22 protein-coding genes and 1 pseudogene are annotated in these 23,839 nt (G+C 61.4%); 10 read left to right on the top strand and 13 right to left on the bottom strand.

The window, feature by feature from the left end:
• The first annotated feature begins 3 nt into the window (after positions 1-3).
• A complete protein-coding gene (locus QWJ46_RS02275; protein ID WP_302748831.1) occupies positions 4-420 on the top strand; it encodes an N-acetyltransferase in 417 nt (138 codons plus the stop codon).
• On the opposite strand, the gene QWJ46_RS02270 is transcribed toward QWJ46_RS02275, so the two are convergent.
• A complete protein-coding gene (locus QWJ46_RS02270; RefSeq protein ID WP_302748830.1) occupies positions 421-1,023 on the bottom strand; it encodes a GNAT family N-acetyltransferase in 603 nt (200 codons plus the stop codon).
• A 179-nt stretch (positions 1,024-1,202) separates the two neighbouring features.
• Between QWJ46_RS02270 and QWJ46_RS02265 the strand changes: the two genes are divergently transcribed.
• Positions 1,203-2,213 (top strand): glutathione S-transferase family protein, encoded by a 1,011-nt coding sequence (locus QWJ46_RS02265; RefSeq protein ID WP_302748829.1) that lies wholly within the window; start codon positions 1,203-1,205, stop codon positions 2,211-2,213.
• Between the two features lie 33 nt (positions 2,214-2,246).
• Here the strand turns inward: QWJ46_RS02265 and QWJ46_RS02260 are convergent, their stop codons facing one another.
• Positions 2,247-2,726, bottom strand: a complete 480-nt coding sequence (locus QWJ46_RS02260; RefSeq protein WP_184454106.1) for an NUDIX domain-containing protein — start codon at positions 2,724-2,726, stop codon at positions 2,247-2,249.
• A gap of 70 nt (positions 2,727-2,796) precedes the next feature.
• Between QWJ46_RS02260 and QWJ46_RS02255 the strand changes: the two genes are divergently transcribed.
• The 4 genes from QWJ46_RS02255 to QWJ46_RS02240 all read left to right on the top strand — a co-directional run bounded on the left by QWJ46_RS02255 (position 2,797) and on the right by QWJ46_RS02240 (position 5,960).
• Entirely contained in the window at positions 2,797-3,705 is a 909-nt protein-coding gene (locus tag QWJ46_RS02255; RefSeq protein WP_302748905.1) for a metallophosphoesterase, read from the top strand.
• Between the two features lie 158 nt (positions 3,706-3,863).
• Positions 3,864-4,424 carry a hypothetical protein gene (locus QWJ46_RS02250; RefSeq protein WP_184454104.1) on the top strand — a complete coding sequence of 187 codons (561 nt, stop codon included), beginning with the start codon at positions 3,864-3,866 and terminating at the stop codon, positions 4,422-4,424.
• Between the two features lie 185 nt (positions 4,425-4,609).
• The gene (locus QWJ46_RS02245; protein WP_302748828.1) at positions 4,610-5,119 is read left to right on the top strand and encodes an RNA polymerase sigma factor; all 510 of its coding nucleotides are present in this window, start codon (positions 4,610-4,612) and stop codon (positions 5,117-5,119) included.
• A 1-nt stretch (position 5,120) separates the two neighbouring features.
• Complete coding sequence (locus QWJ46_RS02240; protein ID WP_184454100.1) at positions 5,121-5,960, top strand: anti-sigma factor; 840 nt, start codon at positions 5,121-5,123, stop codon at positions 5,958-5,960.
• A 229-nt stretch (positions 5,961-6,189) separates the two neighbouring features.
• Here the strand turns inward: QWJ46_RS02240 and leuA are convergent, their stop codons facing one another.
• The 3 genes from leuA to QWJ46_RS02225 form a co-directional block, all read right to left on the bottom strand.
• Positions 6,190-7,908, bottom strand: a complete 1,719-nt coding sequence (leuA, locus tag QWJ46_RS02235; RefSeq protein WP_302748827.1) for a 2-isopropylmalate synthase — start codon at positions 7,906-7,908, stop codon at positions 6,190-6,192.
• A gap of 343 nt (positions 7,909-8,251) precedes the next feature.
• Positions 8,252-9,451, bottom strand: coding sequence for a benzoate/H(+) symporter BenE family transporter (locus QWJ46_RS02230; protein WP_302748826.1), 1,200 nt, complete (start codon positions 9,449-9,451; stop codon positions 8,252-8,254).
• Positions 9,452-9,633: 182 nt separating this feature from the next.
• The gene (locus QWJ46_RS02225) at positions 9,634-10,218 is read right to left on the bottom strand and encodes an ATP-dependent Clp protease proteolytic subunit (RefSeq protein ID WP_011426306.1); all 585 of its coding nucleotides are present in this window, start codon (positions 10,216-10,218) and stop codon (positions 9,634-9,636) included.
• Between the two features lie 231 nt (positions 10,219-10,449).
• On the opposite strand from QWJ46_RS02225, the gene QWJ46_RS02220 reads away from it, so the two are divergent.
• Positions 10,450-11,208 carry a DUF2076 domain-containing protein gene (locus tag QWJ46_RS02220; protein ID WP_302748825.1) on the top strand — a complete coding sequence of 253 codons (759 nt, stop codon included), beginning with the start codon at positions 10,450-10,452 and terminating at the stop codon, positions 11,206-11,208.
• A 137-nt stretch (positions 11,209-11,345) separates the two neighbouring features.
• Here the strand turns inward: QWJ46_RS02220 and queF are convergent, their stop codons facing one another.
• From queF to QWJ46_RS02195, 5 genes are all read right to left on the bottom strand, one after another.
• On the bottom strand, positions 11,346-11,810 hold the full coding sequence (queF, locus tag QWJ46_RS02215; protein ID WP_064810998.1) for a preQ(1) synthase: 465 nt from the start codon (positions 11,808-11,810) through the stop codon (positions 11,346-11,348).
• Entirely contained in the window at positions 11,810-12,724 is a 915-nt protein-coding gene (gene emfA, locus QWJ46_RS02210) for a CDF family cation efflux transporter EmfA (protein WP_302748824.1), read from the bottom strand. The genes queF and emfA overlap by 1 nt, the downstream gene beginning before the upstream one ends.
• Positions 12,725-12,924: 200 nt before the next feature.
• Complete coding sequence (locus QWJ46_RS02205; protein ID WP_302748823.1) at positions 12,925-13,605, bottom strand: DUF2161 domain-containing phosphodiesterase; 681 nt, start codon at positions 13,603-13,605, stop codon at positions 12,925-12,927.
• A gap of 15 nt (positions 13,606-13,620) precedes the next feature.
• Positions 13,621-13,860: a hypothetical protein gene (locus QWJ46_RS02200; RefSeq protein ID WP_003561395.1), complete on the bottom strand. Its 240-nt coding sequence runs from the start codon at positions 13,858-13,860 to the stop codon at positions 13,621-13,623.
• 243 nt (positions 13,861-14,103) lie between these two features.
• The gene (locus tag QWJ46_RS02195; RefSeq protein ID WP_302748822.1) at positions 14,104-16,293 is read right to left on the bottom strand and encodes an anthranilate synthase; all 2,190 of its coding nucleotides are present in this window, start codon (positions 16,291-16,293) and stop codon (positions 14,104-14,106) included.
• Between the two features lie 425 nt (positions 16,294-16,718).
• Here QWJ46_RS02195 and QWJ46_RS02190 point away from each other — a divergent pair, with 425 nt between their 5' ends.
• Entirely contained in the window at positions 16,719-17,729 is a 1,011-nt protein-coding gene (locus QWJ46_RS02190; RefSeq protein WP_302748904.1) for an extensin family protein, read from the top strand.
• Between the two features lie 139 nt (positions 17,730-17,868).
• Here QWJ46_RS02190 and QWJ46_RS02185 read toward each other — a convergent pair whose 3' ends face one another.
• On the bottom strand, positions 17,869-19,548 hold the full coding sequence (locus QWJ46_RS02185) for a formate--tetrahydrofolate ligase (RefSeq protein WP_184454084.1): 1,680 nt from the start codon (positions 19,546-19,548) through the stop codon (positions 17,869-17,871).
• A 141-nt stretch (positions 19,549-19,689) separates the two neighbouring features.
• On the bottom strand, positions 19,690-21,360 hold the full coding sequence (locus tag QWJ46_RS02180; protein ID WP_302748821.1) for a hypothetical protein: 1,671 nt from the start codon (positions 21,358-21,360) through the stop codon (positions 19,690-19,692).
• A 331-nt stretch (positions 21,361-21,691) separates the two neighbouring features.
• Here QWJ46_RS02180 and QWJ46_RS02175 point away from each other — a divergent pair, with 331 nt between their 5' ends.
• Complete coding sequence (locus QWJ46_RS02175) at positions 21,692-22,417, top strand: LuxR family transcriptional regulator (RefSeq protein ID WP_184454080.1); 726 nt, start codon at positions 21,692-21,694, stop codon at positions 22,415-22,417.
• A 102-nt stretch (positions 22,418-22,519) separates the two neighbouring features.
• Positions 22,520-22,648: pseudogene (locus QWJ46_RS02170) on the top strand (diguanylate cyclase); the annotation flags it as partial.
• Between the two features lie 10 nt (positions 22,649-22,658).
• Here the strand turns inward: QWJ46_RS02170 and QWJ46_RS02165 are convergent.
• Positions 22,659-23,789, bottom strand: coding sequence for a DUF2333 family protein (locus QWJ46_RS02165; protein ID WP_302748820.1), 1,131 nt, complete (start codon positions 23,787-23,789; stop codon positions 22,659-22,661).
• Positions 23,790-23,839 lie beyond the last annotated feature (50 nt).

Here is a 23,839-nt window from a genome sequence, read left to right as displayed (position 1 = left end):
CGCATGCCGGAGTTCGAGCTCACGGCATCGCTTTCGGCTGTGGAACTCGCGGCAATCACCGATGCGCTCTCGGCCTTCAATAACAGCGATGTCGGCCCTTCGGACCGCCAGCCGCTGGCCGTCCTCATCCGCGATACTGACGGGACGGTGACCGGCGGCCTGTCGGGCTTTACCGCCTGGGGCTGGCTCTTCACCCAAATGCTTTATATCCCAGATACGCTGCGGGGAACGGGCATAGCCGGCAAGATCCTCGCAAAAGCGGAAGACGAGGCCAAGGCGCGAGGATGTCGTGGCGCCTGGATCGATACCTTCAACCCGCAGGCTCTCCGCGCCTATCTGCGCCAGGGTTATGAAATCTTCGGCGAGCTTGAGGATTTCCCGGAAGGCCGCACCCGCAGCTTCCTCCGGAAAAATCTCTGATCATCCGCGCCAGGCGATTATGCCTTTCAGCCGCTCGTGCACGCCTTCGGCGATCGGAACGACCAGCACCCGGCCGGGATCGACGGGACCTGGAAAGGCAAGTGCGTTATAGGCCACCTTCTCAAAGCCGAGCGAACCGTAATAGGGCGGATCGCCGACGAGGATAACGGCTTCCGAACCCTTGTGCCGCGCAGCTTCCACTGCGATCCGCACCAGTTCCCGGCCGATACCTATATTTTTGTGCGAGGGTCGAACGGCAAGCGGGCCAAGAAGATGTCCCTTCACCGTGCCGGCCAGCACCGGCGTCATGCGCACGGAGGCGATCGTCTCGCCGTCGTCAGCGCAGATGAAGGAGAGCGACAGGTCATGCGGCCCCTGCTCGCGGATACGCGCGGCCGCCCGCGCGAAGCGGCCCGGACCGAAGGCTTCTTCATTGATGTGTTCGATGGCGGCGTCGTGGGACGCGTCTTCGGTGAGATAGACGAGATCGTGCTTGTACATGATGACAGAAACCGGTTGGACAGATTGATGGGTCTCGAACACGCCTTCGGCGTTCGGGAGCATCAGCGTCGTCGCGGGTTTCTGGAAATGAACATCAGGCAAGCGTTCCTCAAATCGTGAAAAGGCCGATAGCAGGAAAAATTTCCGCCGTCCAACGCAAAATGCACACCCGATCCTGCTCGCGTGGAGGGCGTGACGCACTGTTCAGTCTTTACCGCCTGCAAAGCCCGACTATCTCAGCTAACGTCAATTCCAACACGCCAATCAAGGGAATGAAGATCATGGGAATGCTTGTGGACGGCGTCTGGCATGACGTCTGGTACGACACGAAGGAGAGCAAGGGCCAATTCAAACGGCAGCCCTCGCAATTTCGCAACTGGGTGACGGCAAACGGTGACGCCGGGCCTTCCGGAAGCGGCGGCTTCGAGGCCGAGGCCGGGCGGTATCATCTCTATGTCTCCCTCGCCTGCCCTTGGGCGCATCGCACCTTGATCTTCCGCAAGCTGAAGAAGCTGGAGGATTTGATTTCGGTTTCTGTCGTGGATCCGCTGATGCTCGAGAATGGCTGGGAGTTCAAGATCGGTGACGGCGCTACCGGCGATCATCTCTTTGGCGCTGGGACGCTCTGGCAGATCTACGTCAAGGCGGATCCGCACTATTCCGGCCGTGTCACCGTTCCCGTCCTCTGGGACAACCAGACCGGCACGATCGTCAATAACGAGTCGGCCGAGATCATCCGCATGTTCAACAGCGCCTTCGACGGGTTGACGGGTTCAAAGGCCGATTTCTATCCGGAGGATCTGCGTGCCGAGATCGACACGCTGAACGCCACAGTCTACGACACCGTCAACAACGGCGTCTACAAGGCGGGCTTCGCCACAACGCAAGAAGCTTACGAGGAAAATGTCGGCAAACTGTTCGAAACACTCGACATTCTCGACCAACGCCTGGGCAAGGGCCGCTACCTTTTCGGCGACAGATTGACCGAGGCCGATTGGCGCCTCTTCACCACACTGGTGCGTTTCGACCCGGTCTATGTCGGCCACTTCAAGTGCAACATCCGCCGCATCGCCGATTATCGCAATCTGCCGGGCTATCTCAGGGACCTCTATCAGACGACAGGCGTTGCCGAGACGGTAAACCTGCAGCACATCAAGCAGCACTACTACCGCAGTCACAAGACGATCAATCCGACCGGCATTGTCCCGGTCGGCCCGGCGCTCGATCTCGACAGCCCGCATGGCCGCGCTACAACGCCGCGCGTCTTTTTAGACGCGCAAAGGACGCTGTAGAACTTTAAATTGCTGAATGCAGCCTGAAGCTTCTCACCAGCGGTGGTCGGGCTCCTGCTCGCCCCGAAGCTCGGCGAGGCGGCGATAGGTCGCCTCGGTCGTGCCCTCGGGCAGGCTGTCGAGCGAAAAGAACCCGCTGTCGGAAATCTCCCAATCCGGCGGCCGCGGTGCCGTCTGCTCGACGGTTACGCGATAGAATACGACATGGTCGCGCCGCGTGGTCGTGGTATTGAAATAGACTTGGACCAGCTGCGGTTTTCCGATGATTCTGAGGTTGCCCTCCTCGCGCAGTTCCTTGACCAGCGCTTCTTCCGCCGTCTCGTTGCGCTCCAGCCCGCCGCCGGGCATATGCCAGCCGCCGATATAGCTGTGGCGCACGAGAAAGATCCGGCCGTCCGCATCGAAGCAGGCGGCCCTGACGCCCATCGTCATGCCGCGGGCGAAGGAGAAATAGACATGCAGGAGGCGCAGGGCCAGCCGGATGTGAGGGGGCCGCTTCTCTTTATCCACCATCGTTCCGTTTCGGCTCTTCATCGCGCCGGATGTGTTTGATTTGTCAATAAGCTGGTCTATGTCTCGTAGCATGTTCAAGCTCGCGCATATTTCCGACGTCCACCTCGGACCACTGCCCCGTCTTTCCATTCAAGAGCTGTTTTCCAAACGCATAACCGGCTTTGTGAACTGGCATCGAAATCGACGCAAGCACCTTTTCGCCAGCACCCTGGATCTGCTGCTTGATGACATCCGCGCCCATCAGGCCGATCATTTGGCCGTCACCGGCGACCTCGTCAACCTGGCGAGCGGCATCGAGATCCGCGCCGCCGCCGCCTGGCTGCGCGCGCTCGGCGATCCCGCCGAAACCTCGGTCGTTCCCGGCAATCACGACGCTTATGTGCCGGGTGCCTATGAGAAATCCATGCGCGCCTGGTACGATTATGTCCGCGGCGATCTCGCCTCGCCGCAATGGCAGGAAGACCGCCGTATCTTTCCCTATCTGCGTGTCCGCGACAAAGTTGCGATCGTCGGCTGCTCCACGGCCGTCGCCACGCCCCCCTTCGCCGCCTCTGGCTTTTTCAGCGCCCGCCAGGCCCGCGACACGGTGAACATGCTGCGCGCGGCCGGCGAAGCCGGTCTCTTCCGCGTCGTCATGATCCATCATCCGCCGATCCGCGGCGCCACCGCCTTCCACAAACGCATGATTGGCATCCGTCGCTTCGCGGCCGTGATCTCAACCGGCGGCGCCGAGCTCGTGCTGCACGGCCACACGCATCTGAATACGCTGCATTGGCTGCGCGGACAGGTGCAGCCGGTGCCTGTCGTCGGCATCGCGTCGGCCTCGCAGGGGCCGGGCAGCATAAAGCCGCCGGCGGCCTACAACCTCTTTTCCATCGATGGCTCTCCGGGCGCCTGGGAGCTCACCGGCGAGCGCTTCAGCCTGAACAGGACAGGCGATGCGATGATGCCGGAAAGCGTCGATATTTTCGCGCCTTAGCGCTGACTTCGGACTCTGTTTATGCGGCACTTGAATCAATCTCGGAAGCCGCTTCGCCACCGTCGCAACATTTGTCATGGAGGCGGCCTACCCTCTTGGTATTTTTACCGGTAAGCGTACAATCCAACCGACTGCATCGCCTCAGAACGGAGCCGCCAATGACTTCACCCTTCCACCGCCTGTGCAGAACAACACTTGCCGCCGGCTTTGTCTTCGGCATGGCGAGCGCCGCCTTCGCGGTCGGCGACAGCAACGACGACACCAATCCGCCGCCGAAGACGCAGACGACCAAGACCTGCACCGGCGGCAAGGTCTGGGACAAGGCCAAGAAGGAATGCGTCACCCCGAAGAAGAACAGCTTCAACGACGACGATCTCTATAAGTTCGCCCGCGAATTCGCCTATGCCGGCCAGTATGAGAATGCCATCGCCGTGCTCAATCTTGCCCTTAATCAGAACGACCCCCGCATTCTGAACTATCTCGGCTATGCCAACCGCAAGGCAGGTCGCATGGAGCTCGGCATGTCCTATTACCGCAAGGCATTGCAGGCGGATGAGAATTATATTCTCGCCCGCTCCTACATGGGCATGGCACTGGTGGAACAAGGAGACATCCAGGGCGCGCGCGTCCAGCTCGTCGAAATTCGCGACCGCGGCGGCGAAGACACCTGGGCCTACCGCGCTCTGCTGCAAAGCTTGCACGGTTACAAGACATATTGACGCAAGCTTTGCGGGCTAGATTGGGAAAACCCCTTGGGAAAGGGGATAAGATGACCGAATGCTTGCGAAGTGCAGTGGATTTGCTTCATAAAGCATCTGCATCTCCGGTGCCGACAAAGCCGGTTTCGCGTCCGATGGCGAAGCTTTCGTCCGCGAAACCATTGTGAATGCTTCTTGGATAGACAATGCGTCAGCCCGCAACGACCATCGACCTCCGGCGTGATCTCGTCGGCCTTCTGCCCCACCTTCGCCGCTTCGCGATCACGCTCGCGGGCGAAGCTGGTGTGGCCGACGAACTTGTCCAAGCCGTTTGTCTTCGCGCCATTGCCAGGGGGCATCAGTGGAATGGCGAGGGCCGACTGGAAAGCTGGATCTACACGCTTGCCCGCCAGCAGTGGACGGAGGACAGCCGCAAGCGGAAGCCGAAGGCGTCGGCACGCGGCAACGTCACCGATATCAGAGAGGCTGCGCGTGAACGCTCGGCCTCGGTCGATCCCGACGCTATCCATCGCATGATCGCCGAAATGCCGGCCGGTGTTTCCTCGATCTTCCTGCTCGTCGATGTCGAAGGTCACAGCTATCAGCAAGCGGCCGACATCATGGGCATTTCGACGGCAAGCGTCGTCTCCCAGCTGGCCACCGCAAGGCTGCATTTCGCCGGACTTGCCGGCACCCACCCCATCCACAGGTACTGAATTGCTTGATCTTAGGAAATTGCCGCTCGAAGCCCAACTCACCGCCCTTCTCGACGGCGAGGTCTCTCCCGAACAGCGGCATGAACTGGAACAGCGCCTGGCTAGCGACGAGAATGCGCGTCGTCTGCATGAAAAGCTGCGCCATGGCGCCGATTTCGGCCGCCGCCGCCTGGACGATGTCTTGAAGGAGCCGGTGCCGCTCGCCCTCGTCCGCTCGATCAAGAGCACGCAGCCGCCAAAGACTCCGATCACTCAGCGCGCCATGCGCCCCCAGGTGAAACTGGCTCCCAGCGGCCCACAGGCGCTGGCAGCCGCTCTTATCCTCTTCGTCGTCGGTTGCGGCATCGGCTATTTTGCCGGCACCACCCCGGATGCCGACGAGATCGCCACCACGACCGCTACGGCGCCCGCCAATACCAACGACTGGCTCGGCGACGTCACCGCCTATCAACGCCTGCTGATCCGTCAGCCCCGTCACCTCGTCGAAGTGCCGGCCTCGCAGGCCGAAGAAATCTCCAGCTGGCTGACGACCGCCATCGGCGTGCCTTTCCGTGTGCCGGATCTCAGCACCGAATCCTGGACCTTCCAGGGTGCCCGCGTCATTCTCGGCGACAATCGCCCCGTCGGTCAGCTCGTCTATTCCAACAGCGACGGCGACATCATCTCCATCTGCTTCCGGAAGGACGCGCAGCCGCCTGAGACCGACGACTTCAAGGAAACGATCAAGGACGAGATTGGACTGGTCACCTGGCACAATGCCGGCACCTCCTACGTTCTCGCCGGCCCCTCCGCCGAAGCCACCCTCGGCCAGCTCGCCATGAAGATCGCCACCGCGATCTGATCGGCAGGTCGACGATTTGACGCGATAGGAAAATTGACGATCAGCGCCAGCCGCCCCCTCATCCGCCTGCCGGCACCTTTCCCCGCTGGGGAGAAGGTGGCCCGCAGGTCGGATGAGCCGCACGGCACGCCTTTCATTGCTTTCGCGTACGCTCAGCGAAGACGCAACGAAGTCAACCCGATCGTCAGGCCGCGCCGCACCGAGACGATCACGGCCTGAACCTATTCGATCAGGCCTTGCCGGCCTTCACCTCGAGCACCCGGTTGGCAGCCGAGACGATCGCCTCCAGCGATGCCGCGACGATGTTGGTATTGATGCCGGCGCCGAAGAGCTTGCCGCCGGGATAGGAGGTCTCGACATAGGAGATCGCCGCCGCGTTCGAGCCGTGCTGCAGCGAATGCTCGGAATAATCCTCGACCGACATCTCGATGCCGAGATAATGCGACAATGCGTTGATGAAGCCGTCGATCGGGCCGTTGCCGCGCCCTTCGATACGCTTGATCTCGCCATTGTCGGTGATTTCAGCTGCTACGATCCGCTGGCCCTTGTGCTCGGTGTCGGGATAGGTGTGGTGGTCGACGAACTTGAGGCGCGCCTCCGGCTGCGTCACGTAGCGCTCGATGAAGCGATCGTAGATGCGCTTCGAGGGAAGCTCCTTGCCCTCGATATCGGTGATGCGCTGGATGTCTTCACGGAATTCGACCTGCAGGTTGCGCGGCAGGTTGAGCCCGTAATCCTGCTGCAGGATATAGGCGATGCCGCCCTTGCCGGACTGCGAGTTGATGCGGATGATCGCCTCGTAGGAACGGCCGACGTCACGCGGATCGATCGGCAGATAAGGCACTTCCCAGACCGGATGATTGGCGACTTGCGCCGCCTTCATGCCCTTGTTGATCGCATCCTGATGCGAGCCGGAGAAAGCGGTATAGACCAGCTCGCCGACATAAGGGTGACGCTCGGCAATCGCCATCTGGTTCGAATATTCGAACACTTCCTTGATGCGCTCGATGTTCGAGCAGTCGATCCCGGGATCGACGCCCTGCGTGAACATGTTGAGCGCCATGGTGACGACGTCGACATTGCCGGTGCGCTCGCCATTGCCGAAGAGCGTGCCTTCGACGCGGTCGGCGCCTGCCAGCAAGGCCAGCTCAGCGGCGGCGATGCCGGTGCCGCGGTCGTTATGCGGATGCAGCGAGACGATCAGGTTCTCACGATTGTCGAGATTGCGGCACATCCATTCGATCTGGTCGGCATAAACGTTCGGCGTCGCCATCTCGACGGTGGACGGCAGGTTGATGATGAGCTTGTTGTCCGGCGTCGGCTTGACCACCTGGATGACGGCGTTGCAGATCTCCAGCGCCACTTCCAGCTCCGTGCCGGTGAAGCTCTCGGGCGAATATTCGAAACGATAGCCGCCGCCGGCCTTGGCGGCCATGTCGGTGATCATCTTGGCGGCGTCGACGGCGATCTGCTTGATGCCCTGCACATCCTTGGCGAAAACAACGCGGCGCTGCAGCTCGCTGGTCGAGTTATAGAAATGCACGATCGGCCGGTTTGCGCCTTCCAGCGCTTCGAAGGTGCGGGTGATGAGCTCCGGGCGGCACTGTACCAGCACCTGCAGCGAGACATCGGCGGGCACGTTGCCCTCTTCCACGCACCAGCGGGCGAAATCGAAATCCGTCTGCGAGGCGGAGGGGAAACCGATCTCGATTTCCTTGAAGCCCATCTCGAGCAGCAGATGGAACATCCGGGCCTTGCGATCGTGGCCCATCGGGTCGACCAGCGCCTGGTTGCCGTCGCGCAGATCGACCGAGCACCACACAGGCGCCTTGGTGATGGTCTTGGTCGGCCAGGTGCGGTCGGGAATATTCACCTGCGGATAGGGCCGGTATTTCATCGCGGCATCGGGCATGCCCTTCGCGGAGGATCGGCTGTTGGTATTGTCCATTGTCTTGTCTCCTCGTCCCGGCATTTGCCCCGCCTCTTAGCCGATCGCATCGGACTTGGCGATAAACAAATGCGGACCTTCGTCGGTCGTTCGGTCAATTTTGAAAGTGAATCGCGAGGAGCGATGCCGGGCGGGCTTTCGGCCGCCGGGCGCTCCTCAACGGACCCGGCAACCGCGCGTAAGGCCGAGGAGAAGAAGCGAGGTCACGGCGCTCGAGACGTCACGCAGGGCGATGCGGCCGCGTGCAATCGTATCGGAAATCTTAGCGCCAGAGGTCTTCATGGCCGCGCTTATAACCTTGGGCGGTGAAGCTGGCAAGCCCTCGCGGTCCGCCGGCTCTCCGTTACTTCTGCCGAGCGCGATCTTTCGACATCTTCACCAGCCGCGACAGCGCCAGCATCAACCCGCCGGCGATCAATCCCCAGAAGGCGCCTGAGATGCCGCCGAAGGAAACGCCGGATGCGGTGACGAGGAAAGTGATCGCAGCCGCCTCGCGCGATTCCTGCGCCTGGAAAGCCGACATCGCCGAGGATGAGAAGGCTCCGACCAGCGCCAGTCCCGCCACCGCTTCGATCAGAATGGGCGGCGCCAAGGCGACGAAAGCCGTCACCGCGCCGGCGAGCAACCCGAGGATCACATAACCGACGCCGGCGATCAGCGATGCCCAATAGCGCCGCTTGGGATCGGCATGGGCGTCATGCCCGGCGCACATGGCCGCGGTGATGGCCGCCAGGTTGACGGCGTGGCCGCCGAAAGGCGCCGACAGCAACGAAAAGAAGCCGGTGACGGCAAAGAGCGGACCTGGCTTCGGATCGTAGTGATTGACCTTTAGGACGGCGATGCCGGGAATGTTCTGCGAGGCCATGGTGACGATGAAAAGCGGCAGCGCGATCGAGATGAAGGCGGCGAGGCTGAACACAGGGTGGACGATTTCCGCCGCCGGCACCAGCGATCGTTCGAGTGAGGCGAAGGCGCCCTCGGGAATATCGACGCCGAAGGCGAGCACCAGCACGAAGGCTGCGAGCGCGGCCGGCACCGCCCAGAGCCGCTTGAAGGCGCCGACGACGATCCAGGAAATGACGATCGGCAGACCGAGCAGCGGATTGAAGCCGATCGCCTTCACCGGCGCAAAGCAGAGACCGATCAGCACACCTGATAGCATCGCATTGGCGAGCGGCGCGGGAATGGCGGCCACAGCCCGGCCGAGCGGCTTAAACAGCCCGGCAATGATGATCAGCACGGCGCAGACGAGGAATGCGCCGACCGCCGCATTGAAGCCGCCCTCGGTTGCGCCTGTGCTTGCGAGCAGCGCCGCCCCCGGCGTCGACCAGGCGATGCTGATCGGCAGTCGAGTCACGGCGCTGAGCACGATCGCGCAGACGCCCATGGAGATCGACAAGGCCATCAGCCCCGAAGCGGCCTGCGCATCCGTCGCACCCACAGCCTGCAGCCCGTGCAGCACGACGGCGAAGGAGCTGGCGGAGCCGACAAAAGCGGTAAGCAGACCCATGAATAGGGCCTGGACGGAAAAATCTTTGAGCATGGCGGACTCTGAGCTGCTGGAAATGGCGCATGGAGCATGATGGTTGCCGCCCGCGCAAGTCCAGATTGAGGCTTTCCGTCCAGCTCTGCCGGTCGATGACCGCAAGCACCGTCCGAAATCAAGACGCCCTCACCCGCGGTCGGCAGGCAAGGGCGCGTTTCGAAGGTTCCGACCGAGAAAACTCAGATGTCGGCTTGCGACGTCACGATGCGCGAGACAAGGCCGTAGTCCTTCGCCTCTTCGGCCGAGAGCCAGTAGTCGCGATCCGTGTCCTTGGCGATCTTCTCGAGCGGCTGGCCGGTGGCCTCCGCCATGATCTTGTTCAGGCGCTCGTTCATCTTGATGATCTCACGTGCCTGAATCTCGATGTCGGATGCCATGCCGCGCGTGCCGCCCGACGGTTGGTGCAGCAGGAAGCGCGTGTTCGGCAGGCACAGGCGTCTTTCCCTGGGAGCCGCGACGTAGATCAGCGCGCCAGCCGAAGCGACCCAGCCGGTACCGATCATCCAGACCTTCGGCTTGATGAACTTGACCATGTCATGGATGGAATCGCCGGATTCGACGTGGCCGCCGGGCGAATTGACATAGATGCGAATGTCTTCGTCGCTCGCCGCGGCAAGTGCGACAAGCTGCGAGCAGACCTTCTGCGCCAGTTCCTGGTTGATCGGTCCATAGATGAAGATCGAACGCGACTTGAAAAGATTCGCCTCCGTTTCCTTGCCGAGCGGCAGTTCCTTCGTCTTGTCGTCCTGTTCTTCGTCGTTCATTCGAACCTCTCGGAGATGAATTCGGGTTCCTCGCACATAGTGCGACTCAATGCCTAAAACAATGCGGGAAAAACACAAGGCACCGAAGCGGTGGAGATATCCTTAAGAAGCCGCGCACCGTTCCGCAAGCCTTACTGAAATGTAACGGTGGAAGGCTTTGAAAAGCCGGAATCGGTTCCTACCTCACCTCTCACATGGCAACCGCCAAACGAGATCAACAGGAGACCGGACATGTCACCGGAAGAACGCCAATTGCTGACCGCCCTCTTCGACCGCGTGCGCACGGCGCAAGCCCAGCCGCGCGACCGCGAGGCCGAAGCCCTGATCGACCAGGCGACGCGCGAGCAGCCGTCCGCCACTTATTATCTTGCCCAGGCCGTCATCGTGCAGGAAAAGGGGCTTGAAGCGGCCGCCAACCACATCAAGGAACTCGAGGAGCGCGTCCGGCAGTTTGAAGCCGGAGCCAGCGAGCACCACCAGGCCGAACAGGGCGGCGGCTTCCTGAGCTCGATCTTCGGCAATACCCAAACGCAGCACCCCGCGCCTGTCCCCTCCAACCCCGGCCCCTGGGGGCAGCCGTCCCGCGCCTATGACGAGCCGCGCGCCTACGATCGTCAGGCGCCGCAGCAGCCCACCGGCCCCTGGAGCCAGCAGGCCTATGCGCCGTCTGCCGGCGGCAGTTTCCTGCGCGGCGCGCTCGGCACGGCAGCCGGCGTTGCCGGCGGCATGCTGCTTGCCAACTCGCTGAGCGGCATCTTCGGCAACCATATGTCTTCGCTCGGCTGGGGGTCGCCCTTCGGCGCCAATCCGTTCGGCAATGCCGCCGCACCGACCGAAGAAACCATCATCAACAATTATTATGGCAATGACGACACCCGTCAGGCCGCGGATAATGCCGGCAATGACAATGACGACAACCTGCAGCAGGCCGATTACGACGATGGCGACGATTACAGCGATGACTCGTCCGGCGACGTTACGGATGTTTGAACTCTAACAGGCAGAAAAGGGCGGCAGTTGCTATTCAGTTGCCGCACTGTTGCCCAGCCCTTTGCTTTGGCTCAGGGCGTTCGCCGCTGCAATCGATTCACTGGATCGATTGCTGCCGCCTTTGGCGGCACCGCGGCTCACCCACGTCCACGATAGGTAGCAACACCCTGCTCCGGCAGCCAAACACCTTCCGGCGGCTTGCCCGTCTGCCAGAAGACGTCGATCGGAATGCCGCCACGCGGATACCAGTAAGCGCCGATCCTCAGCCATTTGGGGTCGAGCAGTTCGACGATACGCTTGGCGATGTAAATCGAGCAATCCTCGTGGAAGGCGCCGTGATTGCGGAAGGAAAACAGGAAGAGTTTCAGCGACTTCGATTCCACCAGCCATTCGCCGGGGATGTAGTCGATGACGATATGGGCGAAATCCGGCTGCCCCGTCATCGGGCAGAGCGAGGTGAATTCCGGTGCGGTGAAGCGCACGACATAGTCGGTGCCGGCATGATTGGACGGCACTTTTTCCAGCACCGCCTCTTCCGGCGATTTCGCGGTTTCGGTTTGCTGACCCAGCATCGACAGGCTGGAAACATCGGTATTCGGCATCATGCCTCCTTGACGACTTTGACGCGGATGCCATGGGCCTTTTCGCCCTCCGGCTCCACATGAATGGCTATCTTGGCGCCCTCATGCACCGCTCTGATGGCATCCTCAAGGCGATCGCATATATCATGCGCCTGCCGCACGGACATAGTGCCGGGCACCACCATGTGAAAATCGATGAAAGTGACGGCGCCCGCCCGCCTCGTCTTCAGGTCGTGCACGCCAATCGAACCCGCCGCATGGGTGGTAATCGCCTGCTTGATCGCCTCCTCCTCCTGCGGCTCGACCGCCTGATCCATCAGGCCGCTGATCGATTGCGAAATCACCTTCCAGCCTTGATAGAGAATGTTGATGGCAACGAGGATGGCAAGCACCGGGTCGAAAATCGCGTAACCCGTCGCCAGCGCCAGCAGCAGCCCGGCGAGCACGCCGACGGATGTCACCACATCCGACATGATATGCTGCCCATCCGCCGCCAGTGCCGCCGAGCGGTGTGTGCGCCCGGCGCGGATCAAAAGCCGCGCCCACACCGCATTGATGACGCCAGCCGCCAGATTGATCGCAAGGCCGAGCACCGGTGCATCGAGCATGCGCGGCGCAGCGAGATAGCCGACCGCCTCGTTGACGATCAGCAGCGCGGCGACGACGATCAGTACGCCCTCGGTGACGGCAGAGAGATATTCCGCCTTGTGATGGCCGAAGGGGTGGTCGTGATCGGCAGGCTTTTGCGCGTAGCGAATGACGAAGAAAGCGATGAACGCCGCCACGACGTTGACCGTCGATTCGAGCCCGTCCGACAGCAGCGCCACCGATCCGGTCACCCACCAGGCCACCATCTTCAGCCCCATGACGCCGAGCGACAGCGGAATGCCCCACATTGCCAGCTTCCGAACCGTCAGGTCGCCGTTGTCGTTCATATCGTCCTCCTGCGGTTGCGAATGAATTGCAGGGTCTAAGCCATTGAAATGCAAAACCGCCCACGCGAATGTCGCGCAGGCGGCCCAGTTGAGCGTGATATGGGCGATGATGGAGGATTTGTCAAAGAGAATGACGCGTCCTTCTCAGCTGTGGCCGCGTCCCTATGGGAAAGCAGTGCAGGCACATGATACGCGATCCTCTACACCGCCGAGGGAGCGGGATCGGACTGGAGAGATTGTGGCCACCGCAGAAGAGCGGCCTGGCCTGCCGACGTCAGGGCGTAGACGCCCTTTTCCTGGCGCTCGAACCATCCATAGACATTGTCGCGCAGGATCGGACCGGCCTTCGGCGTCAGCGCCTTCATATCCCGCGGGCGCACAATTCCCTGGTCGAGCGCGGCCGCGCAGAGCAGCGCCTCCTGGCGATAGGCCGTCATGATCGGCGCCCGCGAGCCGCCGCCAACGGCAGGATCGCCGCGACGGCGCTGATGCTCCTTGACGAGGCGCGAACGCCGCTTGGGATTGGTGCGCGGCATCGGCGAGATGGAACTGACGATGACGCTGACCTCGCCGCCATCCGAGACGCCGAGCATGCCGATGCCGAGCCGCCGGCAGAGGTCGCGATAACGCTTGTCCGTCTCTCGCCCGCGCCCCTTGGCCGAAACGCGCGCCGCGATCCAGACCTCATCGCTCATCGCCGCGCGATCCACCGCCTGGAGAAGCAGTTCGAGGTTGAAGGTGAGCTTCAGTTCGCAGACAACCACGACCGGCGGCTCGCCATCGCTCAGGCCGACGAGATCGCATCCGCCGACCTCTCCCTTGACGACATAACCGGCCGCTTCGAGGAAGGTTTTGACCGGCAGGTAAAGCGACGTTTCCACTGTGAAAACGGCGCCTCAGGCAGCGTTGAGATCGGCAATTTCGCCATATCGGGCGAGCAGTCGCGGCGAAGACATGTCGCCGGTTTCCTCGTCGACGATCACGGCATAGGCCGCCACGCCGACAAACCGTTCAGCCATCGCCGAGGCGATCTTTTCGGCGCTGACGGAATTCGATGCCTGGCGCATTTCGCCGGGCACAAGATTGCCGCGGTTCTTGCGGTAAGGGAGCACGATGAACTTTTCAGCATTGGCCACGGTGATGGGTCCCGGTTGATCGTTCCTGAAATGTTCTGATTTGACTGACAAAGTCAACCGCCTCGAAAGATCTTTGCGGCGTTGTTCCATGCGTAACTGTTGTATCCAGTCCGGAATGCCCGCCCGTCCTTCGAGGCTTCGCCCTACGGGCTACGCACCTCAGGGCGAAGCCTCTAAGGACACGTTCGACGCCGCTCCTGGCCCGCCCTTCCCGCAAACAGGAAGGGCGAACCGGAATTGCCATCAAGCCGCCTTCGTCTTCACCTTGCGCGCCAGATGCGCCACGACGTTCTCGATCATCCGCATGCCGGCATCGCCGCCAAGCGTCATGATCGATTCCGGGTGGAACTGCACCGCGGCGATCGGCTCCTTGGCGTGCTCGATGCCCATGATCGTGCCGTCTTCGCTTTCAGCCGTGATGATGAATTCACGCGGCAGCGTCGAGGGATCGGCAAAGATCGAGTGGTAGCGGCCGACCGTCACTTCCTTCGAAAGGCCGGAGAAGACGATGCCCGGTTCCAGCACGCGGATGCGCGACGGCTTGCCGTGCATCGGCAGCGCCAGATGGCGCAATTCCCCGCCATAGGCTTCGGCGAGCGCCTGCAGGCCGAGGCAGACGCCGAAGATCGGCAGGTTGCGCGCCCGCGCCTTCTTGATCGTCGCCTTGCAGTCGAAGTCCTTGGGCGTTCCGGGTCCAGGCGACAGCACGACGAGATCGGGGTTCAGCCGATCGAAGATCTCCTCCGGCACTGGCGTGCGCACGGTCGAAACCGTCGCTCCCGTCTGGCGGAAATAATTGGCCAGCGTATGGACGAAGCTGTCCTCGTGGTCGACGAGCAGGATGCTGACGCCCTTGCCAACGGAAGCAACGTCGCGCTGGATCTTGCCGGAATTGCCGATCTTGGCGTCTCGGATGGCGGAAAGCATGGCGGAGGCCTTCAGTTCGGTTTCGGCTTCTTCTTCGTGCGGGTCGGAATCGTTGAGTAGCGTCGCGCCGGCGCGCACTTCGGCAATGCCGTCCTTGATGCGCACCGTGCGCAGCGTCAGGCCGGTATTCATGTCGCCGTTGAAGCCGACCATGCCGATCGCCCCACCATACCATGCGCGCGGGCTCTTTTCATGGCTCTCGATGAAGCGCATCGCCCAGAGCTTCGGTGCACCGGTGACGGTGACCGCCCAGGCGTGGCTGAGGAACCCATCGAAGGCATCCATGTCGTCGCGCAGCCGCCCCTCGATATGATCCACCGTGTGGATGAGGCGCGAATATATTTCGATCTGCCGGCGGCCGATCACCTTGACCGAGCCCGGCTCGCAGACACGGCTCTTGTCGTTGCGGTCGACATCCGAACACATGGTAAGCTCGGATTCGTCCTTCTTGGAATTCAGGAGCTTCAGGATCTGCTCGCTGTCGGCAATCGGATCGTCACCGCGTTTGATCGTGCCCGAGATCGGGCAGGTCTCGATGCGGCGGCCGGAGACGCGCACGAACATCTCGGGCGAGGCGCCGACCAGATATTCCTGATTGCCGAGATTGATGAAGAAGGAATAGGGCGACGGATTGATCGCCTTCAGCCGTTTGGAGATATCGGAAGGCTTGCTTTCGCAGCGCTCCATGAACTTCTGCCCCGGCACAACTTCGAAAAGATCACCCTTGCGGAAGCTTTCCTTGGCTTTGACGACGAGTTCGGCATATTCGCCCGGCCGGTGGTCGCTCTTCGGCGGAATGGCATCGGTCTGCTTGAAAGGCTCGGGCGCGATATCTTCCGCCTTGCCTTCGGTCGTCACGCCGTCCTTCGCGAAATCATAGCGGTCGATCCAGGCCTTGGCGGCATAATTGTCGACGACGAGGATTTCGTCCGGCAGGTAGAGCACCATGTCGCGCTGGTCGGAAGGCCGCGTCAGCTTCAGATCGATCGCATCGAATTGGAAGGCAATGTCGTAGCCGAAGGCGCCGTAGAGCCCGAGGCTCGCATCGGCCTGCGAATAGAAGAGGTCGGTGACGGCGCGCAGCACCGTGAAGACGGTTGGCATCTTCGAGCGCTCTTCCTCGGTGAACACCCGGTCCGGCGCCTTGACGGAGAGGTCGAGGCGGCGGGCGGAGGAAGCGCCGAGCACGAGGTCGGACATCGTCTTCAGCCGCTCGGTCACGAAGCCGAGGAGCACCTCGCCGCGCTCGTTATAGGCGTCGATCCAGACGTCACGGCCGAAGGAGGAGATGCCGAGCGGCGGATCGACGACGGCGGTATCCCAGCGCGTATAACGGCCCGGATACTCGTAGTTCGACGAGAACACAGCGCCGCGGCGTTCGTCGAGCTTGTCGATATAGGAGGAGACCGCATCGCCGTAAGGGATCGCCCGCCGCTGCCTCGTGACGGATATGCCGCCCTTGGTCTCGTAGATTTCCGCACCATCATCCCGCAGGATCGTTACCATTGTTCCACTCCGTTATCGGGGCCCGGACGACAGGCGGCGATAAAACAAAAAAGCCGCCTCGAAGTTTCGGGCGGCTCACTCGTCGTCGTCTTTGGACACGATTGGTCGAGGCCGCCTCAGCGAGCCCACCACCAAACAGCAATGTTCAAGGACGTGATCATGGAAAAATTGTTAGCCTGAGATCAGCCGCCGCGCAAGAGGCGATTGCGCAATGAAAACGGGCGGCCCGAAAGCCGCCCCTCCCCAGCCGTGAAGGTGTGTCGCCGGCAATCAGAAGGTCTTCGTGAGCGACACCTTAGTCGAAATCGAAGGCATCGCCGCCATTGGCATTGGCGGTTCGAAAGCACCCTGGCGTTGTCAACATAAGCCACGGCATTATTTTGGAAATCCATCAAGCCTTGGCGACCCTCAAAAACGTTGCACGATTGCAACGAAAATCGCTCTCATGCGTTGCTTCTAGCCACCAATACTGGGAACCGGATGGATTGAGAAAATTTTCGACATTAGCGATCCTGCTTGCCGCTACCGCCTTTCTTGCCGGCGCCCGCCTGCCCCCGCACGGCCCATTGCCCGAGCCACGGCCCGATGCCGGGCAGACGACCAGTCCTACCCCCCCGTCCTCGGAAAAAGTGGAACCCTCCGTGCCTGAACAGGTGCCTGCCCCTCAGCCGAAACCTGACGTAAAGGAGCCGGAGACATCAGCACCGGCCCAGTCGCCTGCTCCGCCAGCCGAACCGGCAAAGCCTGAGCCTGCAGAACCTATTCAGGGCCCGCCGCTTCCGCCGGGCCAGCTCGAAAGTCCACAGACTCCGCCGGAAGAAAAGCCGCTCGGTGAGCAGACGCTTGAAGAGCAGCATCTGACGATCGAATCCGAAAGTGACGCCGAGCATGCCGAATGCACTGCCGCACTCAAGGAGTTGGGTGTCGTCTTCAAGGAAACGCCGCGCATCGATGACGGCAACGGCTGCGGCATCGACAAACCGATCATCGTCTCCGAGGCTCTGCCCGGTATCGCCCTCAAGCCGGAGGCAACGATCCGCTGCCCGGTGGCACTCGCACTTGCCCGCTGGATGAAGGAGAGCGTCATCCCTGCCGCTTCCGCCGCCCTGCCTGAGCAGGGCCGTATCACCGCCGTCAACCAGGCTACTGCCTATATGTGCCGCCTGCGCAACGGCGCCGAAACAGGCAGGATCTCCGAACATGCCCGCGGCAACGCCATCGATATTGCGAGCTTCCATTTCGAAAAGGGCGACGACGTCGCCGTGCGCTCCCGCCGCGAGGATCCAACACTTACCGGCGCCTTCCAACGCGCCGTCAGCGCCGCCGGCTGCCTCTATTTCACCACCGTCCTCGACCCCGAAAGCGACGCGGCCCACGAAACCCATTTCCATCTCGACGTCATCGAAAGGAAGGGCGGCTATCGTTATTGTCATTGACGGTTGAAGGGCTAGAATCCCGTCATCAAGCGACAACTGGCGGGGAACGGAGACGGTGCGGCATATCCTCTTCTCCCCTCGGGCCCGGAGGGGAGAAGGGAGGATTGAGAGGCCGCATCCGTCCCTTCACCACGCCTGATCAGAACAACCCCTCGATAAAACCCTGCTCATTTAGAAAAATCCGCTCCGCCGACGGCGATTTCGGCAGGCCCGGCATCGTCATGATCTCGCCGGTGATGGCGACGACGAAGCCGGCGCCGGCCGAGAGCCGCACCTCGCGCACCGAAACGATATGGCCTTCCGGCGCGCCGCGCAGGTTCGGATCGGTGGAGAAGGAATATTGCGTCTTCGCCATGCAGACCGGCAGCTTGCCGTAGCCCTGCTCCTCCCATGTCTGCAGCTGATCGCGCACCGCCTTGTCGGCGGTCACCTCGCCGGCATGGTAGATCTTCGAGGCGACGATCTCGATCTTCTCGAACAGTGAAATGTCGTCCCCATAGAGCGGCTGGAATTTCGCTTGACCCGATTCGGCCAGTTCCACCACCTTGTGCGCCAGTTCCTCGATGCCGGCCGAACCTTTGGCCCAATGCTGGCAGAGGATCGCTTCGGCGCCGAGCCGCGAGACGAATTCCTTCACCGCCGCGATCTCCGCATCGGTATCCGTGACGAAATGATTGATCGCGACGACGACGGGCACGCCGAAGCGGCGCACATTGGCAACATGGCGGCCGAGATTGGCGCAGCCCTTCTTCAGCGCCGCGACGTCCTCCGTGCCGAGATTCTCCTTCTTCACGCCGCCATTCATCTTCAGCGCCCGGATGGTCGCGACGATAACGGCCGCGTCCGGCTTCAGCCCGGCCTTGCGGCATTTGATGTTGAAGAATTTTTCAGCCCCGAGATCGGCCCCGAATCCCGCTTCCGTCACCACATACTCTCCGAGCTTCAGCGCCGTCTTCGTCGCCGTCACCGAATTGCAGCCATGAGCGATATTGGCGAACGGACCGCCATGCACGAAGGCCGGATTGTTCTCCAGCGTCTGCACGAGGTTCGGCTGCATCGCGTCCTTCAGCAGCACGGCCATGGCGCCGTCGGCTTTCAGATCGCGCGCATGCACCGGCGTCTTGTCGAAGCGGTAACCGATGATGATGTCACCGAGCCGCCGCTCCAGATCCTTGAGATCGGTGGCGAGGCAGAGGATCGCCATCACCTCGGAGGCGACGGTAATGTCGAAACCGCCCTGGCGTGGAAAACCGTTGGCGACGCCGCCGAGCGAGGAGACCATGCTCCTCAGCGCCCGGTCGTTCATATCCATGACCCGCCGCCAGGTGATGCGGCGGATGTCGATATTCTCTTCGTTGCCCCAATAGATGTGGTTGTCGATTATCGCCGCCAGCAGATTGTGGGCCGAGGTGATCGCGTGGAAATCGCCGGTGAAATGCAGGTTGATATCTTCCATCGGCACGACCTGCGCATAACCGCCGCCGGCCGCCCCGCCCTTGACGCCGAAACAGGGACCGAGCGACGCCTCGCGAATGCAGACGATTGCCTTTTTGCCGATCCGGTTCAGCCCGTCGCCGAGGCCGACGGTCGTCGTCGTCTTGCCCTCGCCGGCAGGCGTCGGATTGATCGCAGTGACGAGGATCAGCTTGCCGTCCTTCTTGCCTGCCTGCGCCGCAATGAACTCGGCGCTGACCTTTGCCTTGTCGTGGCCGTAGGGGAGGAGCTGCTCGGCCGCGATGCCTAGCTTCGCCCCGATCTCGAAGATCGGCTTCTTGGCCGCGGCGCGCGCGATCTCGATATCCGATTTGATTGCTGGCATGGATGTTCCCCGTCCCGGCCCGCGCAGGCGCGAGGGCATTTGTCCTCGTCATTGAGATATCGAAATATCGGCAAGCTGTGAATAGCGCTCGCCTTGCGGCCACGCTGGATCATGGAAGGTATGGTGCGTAGATTCAAAATGTTACAGCGCCCTTTGCGCGTCTGATAAAACGCGCGGCGCTGTAGGGCATTGGAGACTTTCCTTCGCCTGTGGGCCACAGACATGGGAGCCGGGCTCTTCCCCATAAGGAATAACGCCATTGATGATGCCTAGCTCGAGCGCCTGAGAACGAAGCACAAGCTTTCGCTCAATTGATGTCGCGAGCATCATCGTCTCGTAGGTCTCGGCAGTGACGCCCATCTCATCGAAATAGGCGAAGAATTTCATGTATTCAAACGCCGTCGGTCTGACGAGGCCGATAGCGGAATATCCGACGATCCGCGGCGTTCCGCTCATCAGGACAAGAGTACAGGTCGAAAGGCAGTACGCACGGCCGGCAAAGACTTCGCCTTCAGTCAGTCCGCTTTCGGCGATGCTGGCTTTGCAACGCGGGTCCTGCTTCGGACAATTCGGCAACTGCGTTCTGCCGATCGACGTCTCCAGACCTGCAGCACGGATCAAACGCCCCATTGCAAAAGCCGCATCCATATCCCCGCCATTGGACTGAAGGACGATCGGGAGTTTCCTTTCGCCAAGCGCCTTCAGGATCGCTTCCAGCTGAGCCGGCGTATCCGGCGTGATGTCTCCATCCGCCGAAATCCATTGCGTGCACTCTTCCTGGCAATTGCCGTTGGACATCAGGAGAAAATCCATGGGCCGAGTTTTCGGCAGGCTCTCGCTTGCGCCTCCGGAGGCATTCTGCGCCGGTGCCTCGGATACCGGCGCCTCAGCCAGAGGCGGCTGGACCGCCCGATGTCCGTGGCAGACAGCCTCGGCGGCTGCATCCGGTGCGCAAAGCGGCATTCCCGGCCGCTCGCTGTAAGACAGCATGTCGGTCATGAGGCCTATTCGAATTGCCTCTGCGGGCGGCACGATCTTGATGCTGTCCGGCGTGGCGCTCATCATATGATCCACCAGATCCTTATCGACCCCCATCTCCTTCAAATAGGCCATTAGGGCGTTGCTGGCCTTCTTGCCGAGCTTGGTGGAGCTGCTCTGCCCGGCCGACTTGCGCCCGACTTCCTTGCGGGAGATTTCCTTCTTCTTGCCGTTCACGATCTTGTATTCGATACGGTAGGAAACGCGCACCCTGTTATAGATCGTCGTGATCTGGTGAACACCGATGAAAGCCCATTGTGACGCGACACGCGACGTGCCGCCCGCAAACGCCAGCGGGCAGGCGGAAAAGCAATATGCGCCGTCCGAATAGGTGTTACCAAGCGCGGTCCCGTCCTTTGCGATGGCGGCATCGCAGCGCAGATCGTCCGGCGGGCAATCCTTCAGCCTAGTGCCGCCTACCGCCGTTTCCAGACCCGCTTTGCGGATCATACGGCCCATCGCATAGGCGGCATCGACATCCCCGCCCTCGGAACGGAAGACGATCGGCGGCTTTCGGTTACCGATCTTCTTGAGGATTTTTCGCAGTTGCGCGGGCGTGTCGGAGGTTATGCGTCCCTCTGCCGATATCCATCCCGGACAGTCCTCCATGCAGAGGAGATGGTGCACGAGGATGAAGCGCATCGGCGGCTGCCCTGCCGCCTTCTGCCCGGCTGCCTGCGAGGTCGCGACATCGACCGGCAAGTTCAACAAAAGAAAAACAAGTACTGGCAGAGAAAACAGATGCTTAAAATGCAGGCTGGATGCAAAGCGCACGATTAAATCGCCTTAGTTATACATGATAATACGCCTATCAATTGCATCGTGCCGCAGCAAGCCAGTTTTGGCGCCTCTCGCCGCCCAGGCTCTTCCGGCCCGATTCTCTTCCTGCCCGGAGCAGCCGGTATCCACAGCTGTCCCGCCGCAGCAGAAGTCAAAGATACCACAACGCTACTTGCGCAAGCCGCAACTCAACCGAGGCGCGCGCAGCCGTGACTATTTCTACGCCTTTCGACCTAATCGGCTTGAGATAAGGCAATTGGGGCTAGCGTCCGGCGGTGTTTGTGTATTTGATAGCGTTAACATTGAGGCTGCCGGGAGCGTACAAATGTCTTACATGACTACCTCTGAAAGACAGTCGTTGCTTTCGGCGGAACTTGCTGTTGCAGGAACACGCGGCCTGTTTGCACAAGGACTCGGCAGAGTCTCCGCGGCCTTCGGACTGTCCTATGCGACGCTGATGCACGCTCCCTCGCCGGAAGACCTCCTCCTGAAACCGCTGCTGATCGAAAGCTCGCTTCCCGCGGCCTATATCAGGGATTTCGATCGCGCCAACATGATGCGTGGTTGCCCTTTCGGCATACGGTTGAGGGAGTCAGCCGTGCCGCAGGCCTGGCACCTCAACGATGCCGTCAATGGACAGGCCTTTCCGGTCGAGCTGCGCGCCTTGATGCTGCGCCATGCGATACCTGCGGGCGTTGCAATGCCAACCATTGCAGTCGATGGCCGGCGCCTGGTCTTCTGGTTCTGCGGCGAACGTGCGGCGCTCGGCCAGAGCGAAGTCAACGAGCTGGCGATCATCATCCTGCATGCCCTCGACGCATTCAACGCGGTCAAGCGCAACGAGGAAAACGCGCACAATGCGCTGTCGGCGCGTGAACTTGAAGTCGTGCGCTGGACGGCACAGGGCAAGACCTCGATCGAGATCGGCCAGATCCTGACGCTCTCCGATCATACGGTGAATGCCTATATGACCAATGCGATCAAAAAACTCGATTGCGTCAATCGCACCCAGTTGGTAGCAAAAGCAATTCGATTGAAGCTGATCAGCTGAAAAATCAGAAGAGGGTCAGCACGTCGTCCCGTGAATTGGGGGAATCGTGTCTCTTCGCTTCGAACAGCCTGTCGTCGACAAGATAGCACAGTCCCGCGCCCATATCGGCATGTGCGCAGCATCGGCCGCTTCCGTGACGATGCCAGCGGCGGCGGCATCGTCGGCGTCACCTATGAATTCGTCGAGAAGCTGCGCGTCGTTGGCTTCGAGGTTCATGCGGCGCGCCGCTGACGCGCAACGCTTAACGATCGAGCACCGACCGGATCTCGACGAGGTTCGAGCGCACCCTCAAGATATAGAAGCCCATGGTCGCGAGGTGGCTCGGCATGATCCAGCCGTCTTCGCGGCCGTTCGAGATGATCGAGGGCTGGATGCGCAGTGCCGCCTGGAACTGCCTCGTGGTGCCGCTCCAGATCGCGCCGAGATTGCGTTCCTGCACCACCTGCGAGAAATCCGCCTGCGCAGCGGTCAGGATGGCGTAATAGGCATAAAGCTGGCCGTAGGCGAACCAGAACCGATCGTCGGCACGCGTGTCGAACCAGCCGCGATTATGGTGTTCCGAGCGCTCGGCGAGCATGTCGGAGGTGGAGCCGAGATCGTTGGCGATGCGATCGATGAACTGCATCAGATTGTCGGCGCGGCCGTCGAAAATAACGTTGCAGGCGGACAGATCAGTATTGAACTTGCGTAAGCTGCCGATCGCCGAGCGGTAGTAGGAAGGCGTCGGCGTTTTAGGCCCGAAGGGATTGAGCCCGAAATACCAGCTATATTCGTCGAACTGCAGATTGCCGCGTGCGCTCTGCAGATCGTTGTTGATGCCAGACGTGCCGCGCACGCGCCCGAGTGTATCGACAAGCTCCGCCGAGGTACGCCGGACTGCCTGGTTGATGCCGCGCTGGAATGAGGCCTTGTTGTCGAGGAAGGGCGTGTGATCCCAGTCGATCCCGAAGAAGCCCATTTTGTAGAGCAGCATGGAAGAAATCCATGCGTTCTGGTTGACGTTGAAATCGGTAAGGTCAGCCGTGACATCGACAATGGCTGAGCGCTGACAGGTCTTGGTGGCCGCGCCGCTCGCGCCCTCGGCGGACGGCAGTTCCTGCCCCGCGGCAATCTTGCGTTCCGAAAACCGGTATTGGTCGACAAAGGCGGTGTTGAAGTTCGACCAGACCTGCGTCTGCCAGAAGAAATAGCCGTAAAGTACGGCGAAGAGCGCCACGAATGCGATGATCGGCAGCCGGATCAGCCAGCTCCGGCGCTGGTACCAGCCATGCGCGGCAAGAAAGGGCCAGAAGGCCCAAGCGAAAAACAGGCGGGCCCAGCGGCCGATCGTCTGGCCGATCAGCCTGAAAAAACCGGCTATCCGGTCAAGCATCGTCGTCTCCTGTCAGGCGAGGCGAACATCGGGACATCGCCGCCCCGTCG

The sequence above is a fragment of the Rhizobium sp. CBN3 genome (assembly GCF_030518245.1).
Lineage (GTDB): Bacteria > Pseudomonadota > Alphaproteobacteria > Rhizobiales > Rhizobiaceae > Rhizobium > Rhizobium aethiopicum_A.
Note: the sequence above shows the minus strand (reverse complement) of the source record. Positions and strands in the feature narration are given on the sequence as shown.